General features: G+C 72.7%; 14 protein-coding genes. 9 read left to right on the top strand and 5 right to left on the bottom strand.

From position 1 onward, the window contains the following. Positions 1-168: 168 nt before the first annotated feature. From ACTYVM_RS21760 to ACTYVM_RS21750, 3 genes are all read left to right on the top strand, one after another. Entirely contained in the window at positions 169-1,176 is a 1,008-nt protein-coding gene (locus tag ACTYVM_RS21760) for a LacI family DNA-binding transcriptional regulator (protein ID WP_445527523.1), read from the top strand. 243 nt (positions 1,177-1,419) lie between these two features. After that, positions 1,420-2,511: a PP2C family protein-serine/threonine phosphatase gene (locus ACTYVM_RS21755; protein ID WP_445527620.1), complete on the top strand. Its 1,092-nt coding sequence runs from the start codon at positions 1,420-1,422 to the stop codon at positions 2,509-2,511. Positions 2,512-2,684: 173 nt separating this feature from the next. Beyond that, the gene (locus ACTYVM_RS21750) at positions 2,685-3,092 is read left to right on the top strand and encodes an SseB family protein (protein WP_445527522.1); all 408 of its coding nucleotides are present in this window, start codon (positions 2,685-2,687) and stop codon (positions 3,090-3,092) included. Positions 3,093-3,161: 69 nt separating this feature from the next. On the opposite strand, the gene ACTYVM_RS21745 is transcribed toward ACTYVM_RS21750, so the two are convergent. Further along, entirely contained in the window at positions 3,162-3,506 is a 345-nt protein-coding gene (locus ACTYVM_RS21745) for a VOC family protein (protein WP_445527619.1), read from the bottom strand. Positions 3,507-3,905: 399 nt separating this feature from the next. Between ACTYVM_RS21745 and crcB (ACTYVM_RS21740) the strand changes: the two genes are divergently transcribed. The 5 genes from crcB (ACTYVM_RS21740) to ACTYVM_RS21720 all read left to right on the top strand — a co-directional run bounded on the left by crcB (ACTYVM_RS21740) (position 3,906) and on the right by ACTYVM_RS21720 (position 7,075). Next, positions 3,906-4,367 carry a fluoride efflux transporter CrcB gene (gene crcB, locus ACTYVM_RS21740; protein WP_400034872.1) on the top strand — a complete coding sequence of 154 codons (462 nt, stop codon included), beginning with the start codon at positions 3,906-3,908 and terminating at the stop codon, positions 4,365-4,367. After that, positions 4,367-4,729: a DUF190 domain-containing protein gene (locus tag ACTYVM_RS21735; protein ID WP_400035210.1), complete on the top strand. Its 363-nt coding sequence runs from the start codon at positions 4,367-4,369 to the stop codon at positions 4,727-4,729. The genes crcB (ACTYVM_RS21740) and ACTYVM_RS21735 overlap by 1 nt, the downstream gene beginning before the upstream one ends. Beyond that, entirely contained in the window at positions 4,726-5,094 is a 369-nt protein-coding gene (crcB, locus tag ACTYVM_RS21730) for a fluoride efflux transporter CrcB (protein ID WP_400034874.1), read from the top strand. Before ACTYVM_RS21735 ends, crcB (ACTYVM_RS21730) begins: the two co-directional genes overlap by 4 nt. Positions 5,095-5,218: 124 nt before the next feature. Beyond that, positions 5,219-6,055, top strand: a complete 837-nt coding sequence (locus ACTYVM_RS21725; protein ID WP_400034876.1) for an undecaprenyl-diphosphate phosphatase — start codon at positions 5,219-5,221, stop codon at positions 6,053-6,055. Positions 6,056-6,142: 87 nt separating this feature from the next. Next, positions 6,143-7,075 (top strand): glutaminase, encoded by a 933-nt coding sequence (locus ACTYVM_RS21720; RefSeq protein WP_445527521.1) that lies wholly within the window; start codon positions 6,143-6,145, stop codon positions 7,073-7,075. Between the two features lie 47 nt (positions 7,076-7,122). On the opposite strand, the gene ACTYVM_RS21715 is transcribed toward ACTYVM_RS21720, so the two are convergent. Continuing rightward, on the bottom strand, positions 7,123-8,310 hold the full coding sequence (locus ACTYVM_RS21715) for a D-alanyl-D-alanine carboxypeptidase family protein (protein WP_445527520.1): 1,188 nt from the start codon (positions 8,308-8,310) through the stop codon (positions 7,123-7,125). 157 nt (positions 8,311-8,467) lie between these two features. Further along, the gene (gene rho / locus ACTYVM_RS21710) at positions 8,468-9,616 is read right to left on the bottom strand and encodes a transcription termination factor Rho (RefSeq protein ID WP_445527519.1); all 1,149 of its coding nucleotides are present in this window, start codon (positions 9,614-9,616) and stop codon (positions 8,468-8,470) included. Between the two features lie 508 nt (positions 9,617-10,124). Here rho and ACTYVM_RS21705 point away from each other — a divergent pair. After that, positions 10,125-12,245 (top strand): peptidoglycan recognition protein family protein, encoded by a 2,121-nt coding sequence (locus ACTYVM_RS21705; protein WP_445527618.1) that lies wholly within the window; start codon positions 10,125-10,127, stop codon positions 12,243-12,245. A gap of 96 nt (positions 12,246-12,341) precedes the next feature. Here the strand turns inward: ACTYVM_RS21705 and ACTYVM_RS21700 are convergent, their stop codons facing one another. Next, positions 12,342-13,310, bottom strand: coding sequence for an acetylxylan esterase (locus ACTYVM_RS21700; protein ID WP_445527518.1), 969 nt, complete (start codon positions 13,308-13,310; stop codon positions 12,342-12,344). A gap of 149 nt (positions 13,311-13,459) precedes the next feature. Next, positions 13,460-13,948, bottom strand: a complete 489-nt coding sequence (locus tag ACTYVM_RS21695; RefSeq protein ID WP_445527517.1) for a MarR family winged helix-turn-helix transcriptional regulator — start codon at positions 13,946-13,948, stop codon at positions 13,460-13,462. Positions 13,949-14,018 lie beyond the last annotated feature (70 nt).

The following is a 14,018-nucleotide window of genomic DNA, read 5'->3' as shown; positions in this document are numbered from 1 at the left end:
ATCCACAACCTGGTGGCTCACCATGGGGCCGTCCCTCGCAGGGTGTCAAGCCACCTGGCAAGGCAGGCGGGACACCGGTCGATCCGCCGTGTGAAGCTCCCTTCCGGCGCCTCCGGACCGCTTCCTGGCCCTTTACAAGAGGCCTGCCCCCGTGGAACGGTCCACACCGTGCGCCCACCCACCATCCGCGACGTCGCCGCGCGTGCCGGTGTGTCCAAGTCCCTGGTCTCGCTGGTGCTGCGCGGCTCCGGCAGCGTGCGTCCGGAAAAGCGGCAGGCGGTCCTCGCCGCGGTCGAGGAACTCGGCTACCGGCCCAACGCGGCCGCCCGCAGCCTCAGCGAGCGCCGCACCCGCACCGTCGGCGTGCTGCTGAACGACCTGCGCAACCCCTGGTTCGTGGAACTCCTCGACGGGCTGAACTCCCGCCTGTACGACCGCGGTCTGCACGTGCTGCTCGCCGACGGCCACCTCAACCGGCGCCTGGGGGAGGACCTTACCCGGACCTTCACCGAACTGCGTGTCGACGGCCTGGTCGCCGTCGGAACCCTGTGGGAACCGAGGGCCCTGCGCGTCGCGGCCGGCCGGGTGCCCACCGTCGTCGCCGGTACCCGTGAACCCGACCTGCCGCGGGTGGACGTCGTCGCGGGCGACGACGAGCAGGGCGCCCGACTGGCCACCGAGCACCTCATCGCCCTCGGCCACCGGCACATCGCCCACATCGCCGGCCGGGGCGCCGTCGGCGAGCTGCGCCGCCGCGGCTTCGAGGCCACCATGCGCCTGCACGGGCTGGCCGGCACGGCGGTCGTCGAGCAGGGCGACCTCACCGAGGAGGGCGGCTACCGGGCCACCGTACGGCTGCTCAGCCGGGCCCGGCGGCCCACCGCCGTGTTCGCGGTCAATGACATGGCCTGTGTCGGCGCGCTGTCCGCCGCGGAGGAGAGCGGCCTTCGGGTCCCCCGGGACCTCTCCCTGGCCGGCTACGACAACACCTACCTGTCGCGTCTGCGCCACCTGTGGCTGACCACCGTGGACAACGCCGGCCACGACGTGGGCCGGCGCGCCGCCCAGCGGCTGTTCGACCGCATCGACGATCCGGACTCGCCCGGAACGGTGGAGCTGACCAGCCCGGTCCTGGAAGTGCGCGGCACGACCGCACCACCCGCCGCAACCGACTGACGCGCACCCTCCCGGTCCGACGGCCGGGACCGACGGCCGGGGCAGGCCCCGCGCATCGGCCCCCGGTCGCTGGTTACCCGGACCCCGGGGTTCGGCAGTGAGCCCACCGGGGTCCTCCGCGCCTCCGCGTCGCGGAGGGCCCGCGCACGGCGCCGTCCACCGCCCCGACTCCGGCGGCGCGGCCCGCGGCGACCACCGCCTCGCCGGGTCGGCCCAGGGGTGAGAACATGGCGTGTGTCGCTCATGGACCTACGGCGTTCACCATCGGGACGGCTCCTGATCCTCATCCCCCTGGTGCTGATCGCTGTGGTGGGCGTCGTGGACGCCCTCACCCCGCCGGATGTGCACCTCGGCCCGCTGCTGGTCGCGGCCCCCGCCTTCACCGCCGCGTTCTCCGGGCCCTGGCTCACCGCGCTGATCGGCGCGCTCACCGTCGGGACCGAACTCTTCATCGGAGGGGTCCAGGGCACGCTGGGCACCCAGAACCTCCAGGCGGAGGTCGCGTCCCTGGTCATCGTCTCCGGCCTGATCGTGGTGTTCTGCCTGTTCCGGGACCGGCGCGAGCACCAGTTGGCGCAGAGCCGGTTCGTGGCCCAGGCCGTCCAGAACGTGCTCTTCCCGGCCCTGCCCGAGCGCAGCGGCCCCCTGCGGATCGCCTGCCTGTACCTCGCCGCCCAGGACGAGGCCACCATGGGCGGGGACCTCTACGCCGCCGCCCGCACCGGACACAGCACCCGGCTGCTGATCGCCGACGTGCGGGGCAAGGGCCTGCCCGCGATCAGCCATGCCGCACTGCTGCTCGGCGCCTTCCGCGCGGCCGCGCACCGCCGGCCCTCGCTGCCGCGGCTGGCCGTACATCTGGACGGTGCCATGCGCTGGGAGTTCCGGCAGTGGCAGACCGCGCAGATGCTCGACATCGACGAGTCCTTCGCCACCGCGCTGCTGGTGGACATCCCCGACACCGAGCCCGTGCTGCACCTGCTCAACTGCGGCCACCCCGCCCCGCTGCTCATCGGCGGGGCGAGTGCCGAGCCCCTGACCGCGCAGGTCGTCGCACCACCACTGGGACTGGGCGAACTGTCCGACGCCGTGGACTACATGGTCGCCTCGTTCCCTTTCCTGCCCGGCAACACCCTGCTCCTGCACACCGACGGCGTCCTGGAGGCGCGCAACGCGCGGGGCGACTTCTACCCCCTCGCCGACCGGGCCGGCGCCTGGGCCGGCGAACCGCCGGACCTCGTCCTGCGCCGGCTCCACGACGACCTCCTCGCCCACACCCACGGCCACCTGGGCGACGACGCGGCGGCCGTCGCGATCTGCCGCACCCCGTGGTGACACCGGGCGCCGCCTCGCGGACCGCCGGTCACCGCCGTCGGCCGGTACGGCTCGTGGAATCTCCCGGCACCCTGTGATTGCGCGGTGTGCGATCGGGTACGCGAGCAGAGCCCGTGCCCGGCCGGTCAGCTGCCGGGTGGGCCGCTCGACTGCCGCGACCAGGGAAAACCGCCATGCAGACACCAGCGAACGACAACACCCCGACGCCCGCCCAGCAAGCGCTGGACGTGCTCGTCGAGAACGCCGAGGACACGAGGGCACTGGAGACGCTCGCGAGCAGCGACGTGCTGGTCCCCGTGCCGGACGACGCGAGCGAGGAGGACGCCACCAACCCCACGGCGGTGGCCCTGCCCGTGCTCGAACAGCCGGGCGGGGCGCCGGTGGTGCCCGTGTTCACCTCCGAACTGGAGATGTCCGACCTGCTGCCCTTCGTCTCCCGCTACCGCCTCGTGCCGCTCGGCGCGCTGGCGTCCCAGTGGCCGGCCGACGACCTGTCGCTGACCATAGACGCCAGTTCGCCCCACGGTCTGACGCTCACCTCGGAGGGAGTGCGCAACCTGCTGGCCCGGCCGCAGGGCTGAGCGGTGCCGCGAGGACCGGCCGAACCCGCCCGGCCGTCCGCGGTGGGCGGCACCGCCGCGGCGGCCGGCTCAGGCGTCCTGGAGGAGACCGATCAGGTTACCTTCGGCGTCCTTCGCCGAGGCGATCAGCCTGCCGCCGCCCACCTCCTGCACGTCCTGGAGCACCTCGGCGCCCGCGGCCACCAGCGCCGCCAGCCGGGCCCTGATGTCGTCGACGTGCCAGTACGGCACCGGTCCGGTCATGCCCTTGCCGTGTCCGTTCGGGTCGAGCCCGACGTCCTGCCCGGCAGCCTTGTACCCGACGTAGTAGGGCGTGTCGGCGTACGGCTCGACCTCCAGCAGCGCGCTGAACAGGGCTTTGGCCCGGTCGAGGTCCTTGACGGGGTAGATGATCGTCTGGAGGCCGGCGGTCAGGGCCATGGTGGTGCTCCTTGGTGTTCGGCTCTGTGGTCGGCGGAGGCCGTGCACTCGGCAGAGGCTTCGCACTCGGCAGAGCAATGTCTCCGCCCTCGACAGAGGAGGGGGGCCGACGTGTGCGTCGACGGTTCCACGCTAGGGCGGTCGGGTGCCGCGCGGCTTCTCCGATCCTGACCGGTTGCGGCAGGCGTCACCCCCTCGCCGTACACACCCCCGTCGGCGCGTGCGGTACGGATCCGGGTGGGGTTAGCCTGGACCCCGGCCGCGACGACCTCGCGGCGCGGCGGTGGGGCCCGCCGTACCGAAACCGTGGCACTGGTGCCGCCAACGGTCCCTACTCGCGTACAAGGAGCGTTCCGGGGTGCCCGGACGCGGGCGAGCAGGAGACGCAGCAGCATGACCGTCCCGGAAAAAGAGAGCCTGCGGGCGCGGACCAGTCCCGCGCGGCGGCGTGCCTGGCGGACGCAGACACCGGTGGTCGCGGTGGTGGCGCTCGGCGGAGCGCTCGGGGCCACCGCCCGCTACGCCGTCTCGCAGTGGCTGCCGGCCCCGACCGGGGGCTTCCCCTGGGCGATCTTCTGGGTCAACGTCCTCGGATGCGCGGTGATCGGTGTCTTCATGGTGGTCATCACCGACGTGTGGGGCGCCCACCGGCTGGTCCGCCCGTTCTTCGGTACCGGTGTGCTCGGTGGTTTCACCACCTTCTCGACGTACGCCGTCGACATCCAGCGGCTGGTGGACTCCGGCCACGCCGGCACCGGGCTGGCGTACCTCGCCGCGACGCCGTGCGCGGCGCTCGCGGCGGTGTGGCTCGCCATGACGGCGGCCCGCCGTGTTCTGAAGTGGAGGCAGGGATGATGACCAGGCTCACCGGCAGCGCACTGCGCGTGACCGTCTTCGTCGGGGAGAACGACACCTGGCACCACCGGCCCCTGTACTCCGAGATCGTCCACCGGGCCCATGCGGCGGGCCTCGCGGGCGCCAGCGTCTTCCGTGGTGTGGAGGGGTTCGGCGCGACCTCACTGATCCACACCTCGCGACTGCTGTCGATGAGCGAGGACCTGCCGGTGGCGGTGGTGATCGTGGACACCGAGGAGCGGGTGCGGGCGTTCCTGCCGCAGCTGGACGAGCTGGTCGCCGAGGGGCTGGTGATGCTCGACGACTGCGAGGTCATCCGGTACGTCGGCCGCGCGGCCGCGAAGGGCGGGGCGCCGTCGTGAACTGGCTGCTGGTGGTCGCCGGGGCGGCGGTCGGCGCGCCCCTGCGCTACCTCACCGACCGTGCGGTGCAGTCCCGGCACGACTCGGTGTTCCCCTGGGGCACCTTCGTGGTGAACGTCTCAGGCTGTCTGATACTCGGCCTGCTGACCGGCGCGGCGGCCGGGGGCGTCGCAGGACCGCACCTGCAACTGCTCCTCGGCACCGGTCTGTGCGGGGCCCTGACCACGTACTCGACCTTCTCCTACGAGACGCTGCGGCTCACCGAGACCGGTGCCGGCTCCTACGCCCTCGCCAACGTCGTCGCCAGCGTCGCGGCGGGTCTCGGCGCGGCCTTCGCCGGGGTGTGGATCGCCGGAGTCCTCTGAGGCGCGGACCGCCGGAAGCCTCCGACGGTTGCCACGGGATTCCGGTGCCCGTCACCGGGCTGTCACCTCGGCACCGTAAGTGTGTGACCACCACTGTCGATCACCGTCCCCAGAACTGGATCCCATGAGCGCCATCTCCGTCGGTCAGGCCGTCGTCCTCGGAGTCGTCGAGGGGGTGACCGAGTTCCTCCCCGTGTCCTCCACCGGCCACCTGAAGATCACCGAGGGGCTCATGGGCATCCCCGTCGACGACGCGTCGGTCGTCGCGTTCTCCGCCGTCATCCAGGTCGGCGCCATCGCCGCCGTGCTGGTGTACTTCTTCAAGGACATCGTGCGGATCATGTCCGCCTGGTTCCGCGGACTGGCGCACCGGGAGGAGCGCTACCACCACGACTACAAGTTCGCCTGGTGGGTCATCTTCGCGACGATGCCGATCGTGGTGGTGGGCCTGGCCGCCAAGCCCTTCATCGAGGGGCCGCTCGGCTCCCTGTGGGTGGTCGCCGGCTCGCTGATCGCGGGCAGCGTGGTGATGTGGTGCGCGGACCAGATGGGCCGGCACAAGCGCGGTGAGGACGACACCTCCTTCAAGGACGCGATGCTGGTCGGCAGCTCCCAGATCCTCGCCCTGCTCTTCCCCGGCTTCTCCCGCTCCGGCGCCACCATGTCGACCGCGCTCATCCTGGACCTGGACCGCGTCGCCGCCACCCGCCTGTCCTTCTTCCTCGGCCTCCCGGCCCTGACCGGCGCCGGCATCTACGAACTCAAGGACGCGCTCGGCGAGAACGTGGGCGCCGTCCCCCTCGCCGTCGGCACCGTGGTGTCCTTCGTGGTGGCCTACGGCTCCATCGCCTGGCTGCTGAAGTTCGTCGCCAAGCACTCCTTCAACGCGTTCGTCGTCTACCGGATCCTGGTCGGCCTGCTGCTGTTCGGCCTGCTCGGCACGGGTGTCCTCAGCAGCTGAGCACCGGGTGGCGGCCGAGTCGCGCGGCACTGCCGTGCCCGTCGGCCGGCCGCCGTCGCAGCGCACGGGGACCGGCCCGGAGGCAGAATGGCGATCATGACGTCGTCCCCGACCTACCTGCCGGTCCTGGAGCGCATCGCCGAGGAGATCGGGCACACGCCCGGCCGCGGGCGTCCGGCCGACTACATCCCGGCGCTCGCCGCCCGTGACGCCCGCGCCTTCGGCATGGCCGTCGCGGAGCTGGACGGCACGGTGTACGGAGTGGGGGACTGGCGGGAGCCGTTCTCCACGCAGTCCCTCACCAAGGTGTTCACCCTCGCCCTCGACCTGGCGCGCGAGGGCGACGAACTCTGGGAGCACGTGGGCCGCGAGCCCTCCGGCAACCCGTTCAACTCCCTGGTGCAGCTGGAGTACGAGAACGGCATCCCGCGCAACCCGTTCATCAACGCCGGCGCCCTGGTGGTCACCGACCGGCTCCAGACCCGTACCGGCGACGCGGCGGGCGAGCTGCTGCACTTCCTGCGCGCCGAGAGCGGCAACCCGGATCTGGACTTCGACGAGGAGGTCGCCGCGTCGGAGACCGCGCACGGCGACCGCAACGCCGCCCTCGCCCACCTCATGGCGTCCTACGGGAACGTCGACAATCCGGTGCCTGTCCTGCTGGACCAGTACTTCCGCCAGTGCTCGATCGCGGCCTCCTGCGCCGACCTCGCGCTGGCCACCTCGTTCCTCGCCCGGCACGGCATACGGGCGGACGGCACCCGGCTGCTCGAAGGCAGCCAGGCCAAACAGGTCAACGCGGTCATGCTGACCTGCGGGACGTACGACGCGGCCGGCGACTTCGCCTACCGGGTCGGCCTGCCCGGCAAGAGCGGCGTGGGCGGCGGCATCGTCGCCGTCGTACCGGGCCGGATCGCGCTGTGCGTGTGGAGCCCCGGCCTGGACGAGCGCGGCAACTCCGTGGCCGGCGTGGCGGCCCTGGACCGCTTCACGACCCTCACCGGCCTGTCGGTGTTCTGAGGGGCAGCCCGGCGACGCCGTGCGGACCGTGCCCGGTCGTCGGCCGGTCAGGCGCGCGAGGCACGCTTGTACCGGAACCGCAGACCGAGCAGCAGGACCCCCGCGCCCAGCCCGGCGGCGCCCGCGATGGTCCCCGTCTGCGTCCAGTCCGGCTCGGCGGGCCGGGGTGCCCCGGTGGAGGCCACGACCGCCGTTTTGGGCTTCGCCCCGGTCGTCGCCCCGCGCGGGACGGGCCGCAGGGCGTCGAGCGAGCCGACCGGGTCGACGTGCCCGGCGGCGGCGAACCCCCAGTCCAGCAGCGCGCGCGCCTCCTCGTAGACGGCGTGGCCGCCCGCCTGGGGGTGCATCACCGTCACCACGAGGGTGCGCCCGCTGCGGTGGGCCGCGGCGACGAGCGTGTTGCCCGCGTTGGTGGTGTAACCGTTCTTGATCCCGATCAGACCCGGATACGGCGCCACGCCGTCGGCGCCGGTCAGCAGGCGGTTGGTGTTCGCGATCTGGAACGTGCCCTCGGTGCCGGGGAAGGCGGCTCGCGCGGTGGAGCAGTACCGCGCGAAGTCCGGGTCGCGCAGTCCGGCCCGCCCGAACACGGCCAGGTCGTACGCCGAGGAGTCCTGCCCGTCGGCGTCATACCCGTCGGGGGAGACGACCGTGGTGTCCAGGGCACCCAGGGAGCGGGCCTTGTCCTCCATCTGCCGGGCCGTGTGCTCCCAGCCCCCGTTGAGCGCGGCGAGCACGTGCACCGCGTCGTTGCCGGAGTTGAGGAACACCCCCCGCCACAGATCGGCCACCTGGTACGTGTGGCCCTCGACGACCCCCACCAGGCTGCTGCCCTCGCCGATGCCCAGCAGCTCCTTGGCGCTGACGGTGTGCCGGATGCCTCCGGGGAAGGCCGGCAGCGCGGTCAGCGCGAACAGCGTCTTGAGCGTGCTCGCGGGCGGCAGCCTGCGGTGCGCGTCGTGCGCGGCCAGCACCTCGCCGGATGCGGCGTCGGCCACCACCCAGGACAGCGCGGTGACGTCCGGAACCGCGTGCGCGCCGCTGCGGAGCCGGACCTGCGTGCCCTCGCCGTACAGCACGGCCGGCTGCGGCACGGTCGCCTCGGGCCGCACTATCGCGCCCGGGCCCCCGCCGGTCGGGCCGAGGGCCGCGACCGGAGAGGCCGGCGCCAGGGTGGTCGCGGCGCAGAGCGCGCAGGCCGCTACGGAGGCGCGCATAGGAAATCTGATCTTCATATCGCAAACCTAGGGACAAAAGGGCGCAAGTGGGGCGCTGTCCAGAGCCGAACGGGGTTCGCGAGCACCCGGATGTCCTAGCGCACGCCCTGACGGACGCATGTGCTGACGGACGCGCAGCGGGCGCGAAGGGGAGGGGTGTCGAGCGCCCGGCCGGCTAGCCGCGGGGCAGGGTCGGCTGGACGCGGCGCAGGAACGTGGCGTTGTCGGGCGTGTCGCGCAGCCGTTCCAGGAGGGTCTCCAGGCCCGTTCTGCCCTCGCGGCCGCGCAGTACGCGTCGCAGGCCGCGCACCGCCGTCAACTCGGCCGGGCTGTGCAGGAGTTCCTCGCGGCGGGTGCCCGAGGGGTCGATGTCGACGGCCGGGAAGACGCGGCGGTCGGCGAGTTCGCGGCTCAGCCGCAGCTCCATGTTGCCGGTGCTCTTCAGCTCCTCGAAGAAGAAGTCGTCGGCGCGGGAGCCGGTCTCCACCAGCGCGGTGGCCAGGATGGTGAGCGAGCCGCCCTCCTCGACCGACCGCGCTGCTCCGAAGAGCCGCTTGGGTCCCTGGAGCGCGCCCGCGTCCACCCCGCCGCTGAGGGTGCGGCCGCCCGCCGCGGCCGCGTTGTTGTGGGCCCGGCACAGCCGGGTGAGCGAGTCGAGCAGGACGACCACGTCCTCGCCCGCCTCGACCAGCCGTTTGGCCCGCTCGACGACGAGTTCGGCGAGCGCGATGTGCTGCCTCGGGGACCGGTCGAAGGTGGAGGCGTACACCTCGCCGCGCACACGCCGCCGCATGTCGGTGACCTCCTCGGGGCGTTCGTCGAGCAGCACCACCATCAGCCGGCACTCGGGGTGGTTGCCGGTCACGGCGGCGGCGATCTGCTGGAGCAGCACGGTCTTCCCGGTCTTCGGTGGTGCCACGACGAGCCCGCGCTGCCCCTTGCCGACGGGCGCGATCAGGTCGGTGACGCGGCCGGTGAGCCCGGCGGCGGGGTGTTCGAGGCGCAGCCGCTCGCTCGGGTGCAGCGGAGTGAGGTCGTGGAAGCGGCGCCGGGCCCGGGCCTCGTCCGGCGCGCGGCCGGCCACGCGCGTGACCTCGCTGACGGTGTGCTGCTGCCCGAGTACGCCGGTGAGGGCATCGCCCTTGCGCAGGCCGTGGCGGCGGATCAGCGCCGGGGAGAGGCGGGGGTCGGCGGGCGTGGGCAGGCAGTCCTCGCCGCGCAGGTGCCCCTTGCCGGACGCGTCGATGTCCAGGACACCGGTGACGGACCGGGCAGCCGCGGACGGCTGCCGCGGTGCGGCGGGGCGTTCGAGGGTGATGGTCATGGAGGGAGGTCCTTTCGCGGACGGACGGCACGGGGCGTGCGGGGGGAAGGAGAAGCCGCGGCAGGGAGGCGTGGAGCAGGGCCTGCGGCGGGAGACACCATCTCGGCCGCGGCGTGCTGCCCGGGGAGGGCGGATCGCCGCTCGTGGAGAGGGTGAGAAGAAGCAGATCGCGTCGACCGCGACAGGCGCGGCGAACCGGCGAACTGATGAAGAAACGCACCGGCGCCCGCAACAGGGCGTACACAAGTGCTGACAGAACCATACCACCCGGCTCGCCTGCCGTGGAGTTCCCGCCCGCGCGGGAGCGCGCCGCCGCACGACGGTCGGAGTGATCTGCGCCACTGTCACCCATCTGTCCGTGACGTTCGCCGACAGCGAAGCGCTGAATGAACCGGGCCATCCGCGTGACGGGTGTGCCTCCTGATTTTCTTCTTCGGTCCGTTTCGGGCCCTGTGGGGGTGGATTCGCCGTGAGCCGTCGTACGTCGCACGCGTACAGACCGCTGAGCCTGAAGAGACGGGCGTGGTTGACGCTCGGTGCCGTGGTCCTCGGGGGTGGGGGCATCGTGACGTATGCCGTCGCCAGTCCTTCGGCCGACCACGGCGCCACGGGCCGGGCCAAGCGTCCGCCGAAGGTCTACGACCTCGCGCTGAACGGCGACACGGACGCCAGGCGCGAGCTGCCGCGCACGGACACCCAGCAGTTCTCGCTGCTCGGCGTCACCTGGACGGGTGCCACCCAGCGTCTGCACGGCACGGCGCAGGTGCGCACCCGGAGCACGGCGACCGGCGAGTGGAGTGCCTGGCGCGACCTCGAACTGGACGCCGACCCGCTGGAGAAGCCCGGCAGCCGCGTGCGCGGCGCGTCCGAGCCGCTGTGGGTGGGGCCCTCCGACGGCGTTCAGGTGCAGATCGTCCGCAAGAACGGCACCACCGGCCCGATGCCCAAGGGGCTCAAGGTCAACCTGGTCGATCCGGGCGTGGTGACCGACGCCGAGACCAAGGCTCCCACCGGGAGCGAGCCGGCCGCCTTCGTCGCCGGGACCAGCCCCGACGCGACGAGCACCGACACGCCGCCCGCCACCCCGTCGGCGCCGCCGTCCACCGTCCCCCAGCCGCCGATCGTCTCGCGCGCCGACTGGGGCGCCGACGAGTCGCTCAGCCCCGACCCGTCGGAGTACAACGCCGATGTGAAGGCCGTGTTCGTCCACCACACGGACGGTGCCGCCTACACCTGCGACCAGTCGGCGTCGATCGTGCGCGGTATCTACGCGTTCCACACGCACGCCGAGCCGAGCGGCAACGGCTGGAACGACATCGGCTACAACTTCCTGGTCGACAAGTGCGGCACCGTCTTCGAGGGCCGCAAGGGCGGTGTCGGCCTGCCGGTCCTCGGCGCCCACACCTACGGCTGGAACCGGGAGTCCACCGGCATCGCGGTGCTCGGCGACTACACCTCCACCGGCGCCTCCGACGCCGCGCTGGCCTCCGTCGCCCGTGTGGCGGCGTGGAAGCTCGGCCAGTACGGAGCCGACCCCGCCGGTACCGTCCAGCTCACCACGGCGGCCACTCAGAAGAACCTCTCCGGCGCCAGCTTCACCGCGGGCAGCACGTACACCTTCAACCGGATCTCCGGTCACCGCGACGGCTACGCCACCGAGTGCCCCGGCGCTTCCCTGTACGCCCAGCTGCCCACCATCCGCTCCTGGGCGGCCGGCCCGGTGCAGGGCCTGAAGATCGGCTCGGTCACCGGCGCGACCCTGTCGGGCTCGACGTACTACACCAAGGGCGCCCTCACCGTGAAGTGGACGGCGACCACACCGGGCTTGCTCATCAAGAACTTCGAGCTGCTGGTGGACGGCAAGACGGTCGCCACGACGTCCGGCACCGCCACCTCCGCCTCTGCCACCGTGGCCGCGGGCAAGCACACCGTCGCCGTGCGGGCCGTGCACCAGTCCGGGAAGACCGCGACCACGGCCGCGCTGAACGTCACGGCGGAGACGACCGCCCCGACCTTCACCACCACGCCGAAGCTCGCCCTGCGCGGCGGCACCGTCAACACCGCCGCCGTCCCGGTCACCCTCAGCTGGAAGGCGGTGGACGAAACGGCCCTGCGCTCCGTGGAGCTGCTGTCCCCGACCACGGCCACCTTCGGCCCGACCACCACCAGCTCCAGCCGCACCGCCAAGTCCGGCGCCGCCTCCACCTGGTCGATGCGCGCCAATGACTACGCCGGCAACTCCCGCACGTCGTCCCCGTCGTACACGCCCGTGATCCTCCAGGAGAGCTCCGCCACCAAGTCCGGCAGCTGGACCACCCGCTCGTCGACCAGCTACCTCGGCGGCAAGTCGTACTCCAGCGGCTCCAAGGGCGCCTCCCTCACCTGGACCTTCACCGGCCGCTCCGCCGCCTGGGTGGTCTCCCGCGCCTCGACCTCCGGCCAGGCCTACGTCTACGTCGACGGCACCAAGGTCGCCACGGTCGACCTGAAGTCCTCCACCACCCAGTACCGGCAGGCCGTCTGGACCAAGACCTGGTCCAGCAGCGCCAAGCACACCGTCAAGATCGTCGTCGTCGGCACCTCCGGCCGGCCCACGATCACCACGGACGGCCTCGTCTACATCAAGTAGCCCGTCCCTCCCGCGCCCGGGAGCGGGCAGCACCGCGAGCCCGGCAGCCGCCCACCGGCGACTGCCGGGCTCGCGGGCGTGCGCGGCCCCGGGGCGTCAGGCGTACGACCGCAGCCAGCGGAGCTTGGCCGCCTCCTGGTAGGGGCCGCCGCCCTCGTGGTCGTTGAAGTCGTACACCTCGATGTGCTTGTCCTGGTGCGCCCAGGCGTTGAACGCGGCGAACACCGTGGAGGGCGGGCAGGTCTGGTCCTCCAGGGCCGCCGAGAAGAGCGCGGGGGCCCGGCCGCGGGCCGCGAAGTGGACGCCGTCGAAGTAGGACAGCGTGCGCAGGGCGTCCTCGGTGCGGCCGCGGTGGGTCCTGAGGTAGAGACCGATCTCCCGGTACGGGTGGCGGTCGGTCAGCGTCGCCGCGCGCGGGTAGTCGCACAGGAACGGCACGTCCGGCGCTATCGCGACCAGGTCCGGCACCAGGGCCCCCACCGCGATCGTGATGCCGCCGCCCTGGCTCACGCCGGTCGCCACGGTCCGCCCGGCATCGGTCAGCGGGTGCGAGCGCGCCGCCTCGATCGCCCGGACCGCGTCGGTGAACACCCGGCGGTAGTAGTAGTTCTCCGGCGCGTCCAGACCGCGGGTCATGAATCCGGGATGCGCCGGCGCGCCGCCGACCGGATCGGGGGTGCCGCCTCCGCCGCCCCAGACGCTGCCCTGCCCGCGCGTGTCCATCACGAAGTGCGCGCGGCCCGTCGACGCCCACAGCAGGTGTTCGTGCGCCAGGCCGCGCCCGCCGCCGTAGCCGACGAACTCCACGACCAGCGGCAGCGGCGCGTCGACCCGCGCGGGCAGCGTCAGCCAGCCCTTGACCGGGTGCCCGCCGAAGCCGGCGAAGGTCACGTCGTACACCTTCACCGTCGCCAGCCCCGCGTCCACCAGGTCGAACCGGGCGTCCAGGTCGTGCTCGCGGGCCTCCTGGAGCGTCTTGGACCAGAAGGCGTCGAAGTCCTCGGGCTCGACGGACGAACTGCGGTACTCGCGGAGCTCGTCGAGAGGGAGGTCGAACAGGGCCATCACCAACCGCCTTTGCGTAGAGACATGCGTAGAGGCATGCGTAGAGACATGTGAAGAGACTGCGGACGCCACACCGTACGGCCCCGGTGCGGTCCGCCGTCGGCCGAGGCGTTCGTTCCGGACGAGGTGCGCGGGCAGCCCCGGGCGTGTCAGGCGCCGTCGTCGACCCGGTGGTGCCAGGCGTTGTAACGGGTGAGGTAGCCCGCGAACCGCTCGAGGTCGTCCTCCGGCCAGCCGGCCAGGCGCTCGTGGAAGGCCGCACGGCGGCTCTCGGTGACCCGGGCAAGGATCCGCCGGCCGGCGGCCGTCAGGTGGAGCACCTGGACGCGGTGGTCGCCGGGGTCGGTACGGCGCTCGACGAGCCCGGCCCGCTCCAGGGCGGACACCTGCCGGCTGACGGTGGACTTGTCCAGCGCGTAGTGCGCGGCCAGGTCCGTGGCCCGGCAGCCGCCGCTCTCCTCCAGATGCCCGAGCAGCGTGTACGACACCAGCGACAGTTCGGGGTGCATGCGCCCCGCCGAGGCCCGGGCCCGGCGGGCGAAGACCGTCATCTCGCGGTGGATGGTCTCGACGGCCGTCTCCCCGGCGGGCGTCCGCCGTGTGACGGCGCCCTCGTCCGGTTCTGTCGCTGCGGTCACCGAGTGCCTCCCGTGCTCTCCCGGTTGCATAGTACAACTGCCCTGGGGGATGGGGGCCGGCCACCGGTGG

It is taken from the genome of Streptomyces cyslabdanicus, assembly GCF_052663305.1.
Note: the sequence above shows the minus strand (reverse complement) of the source record. Positions and strands in the feature narration are given on the sequence as shown.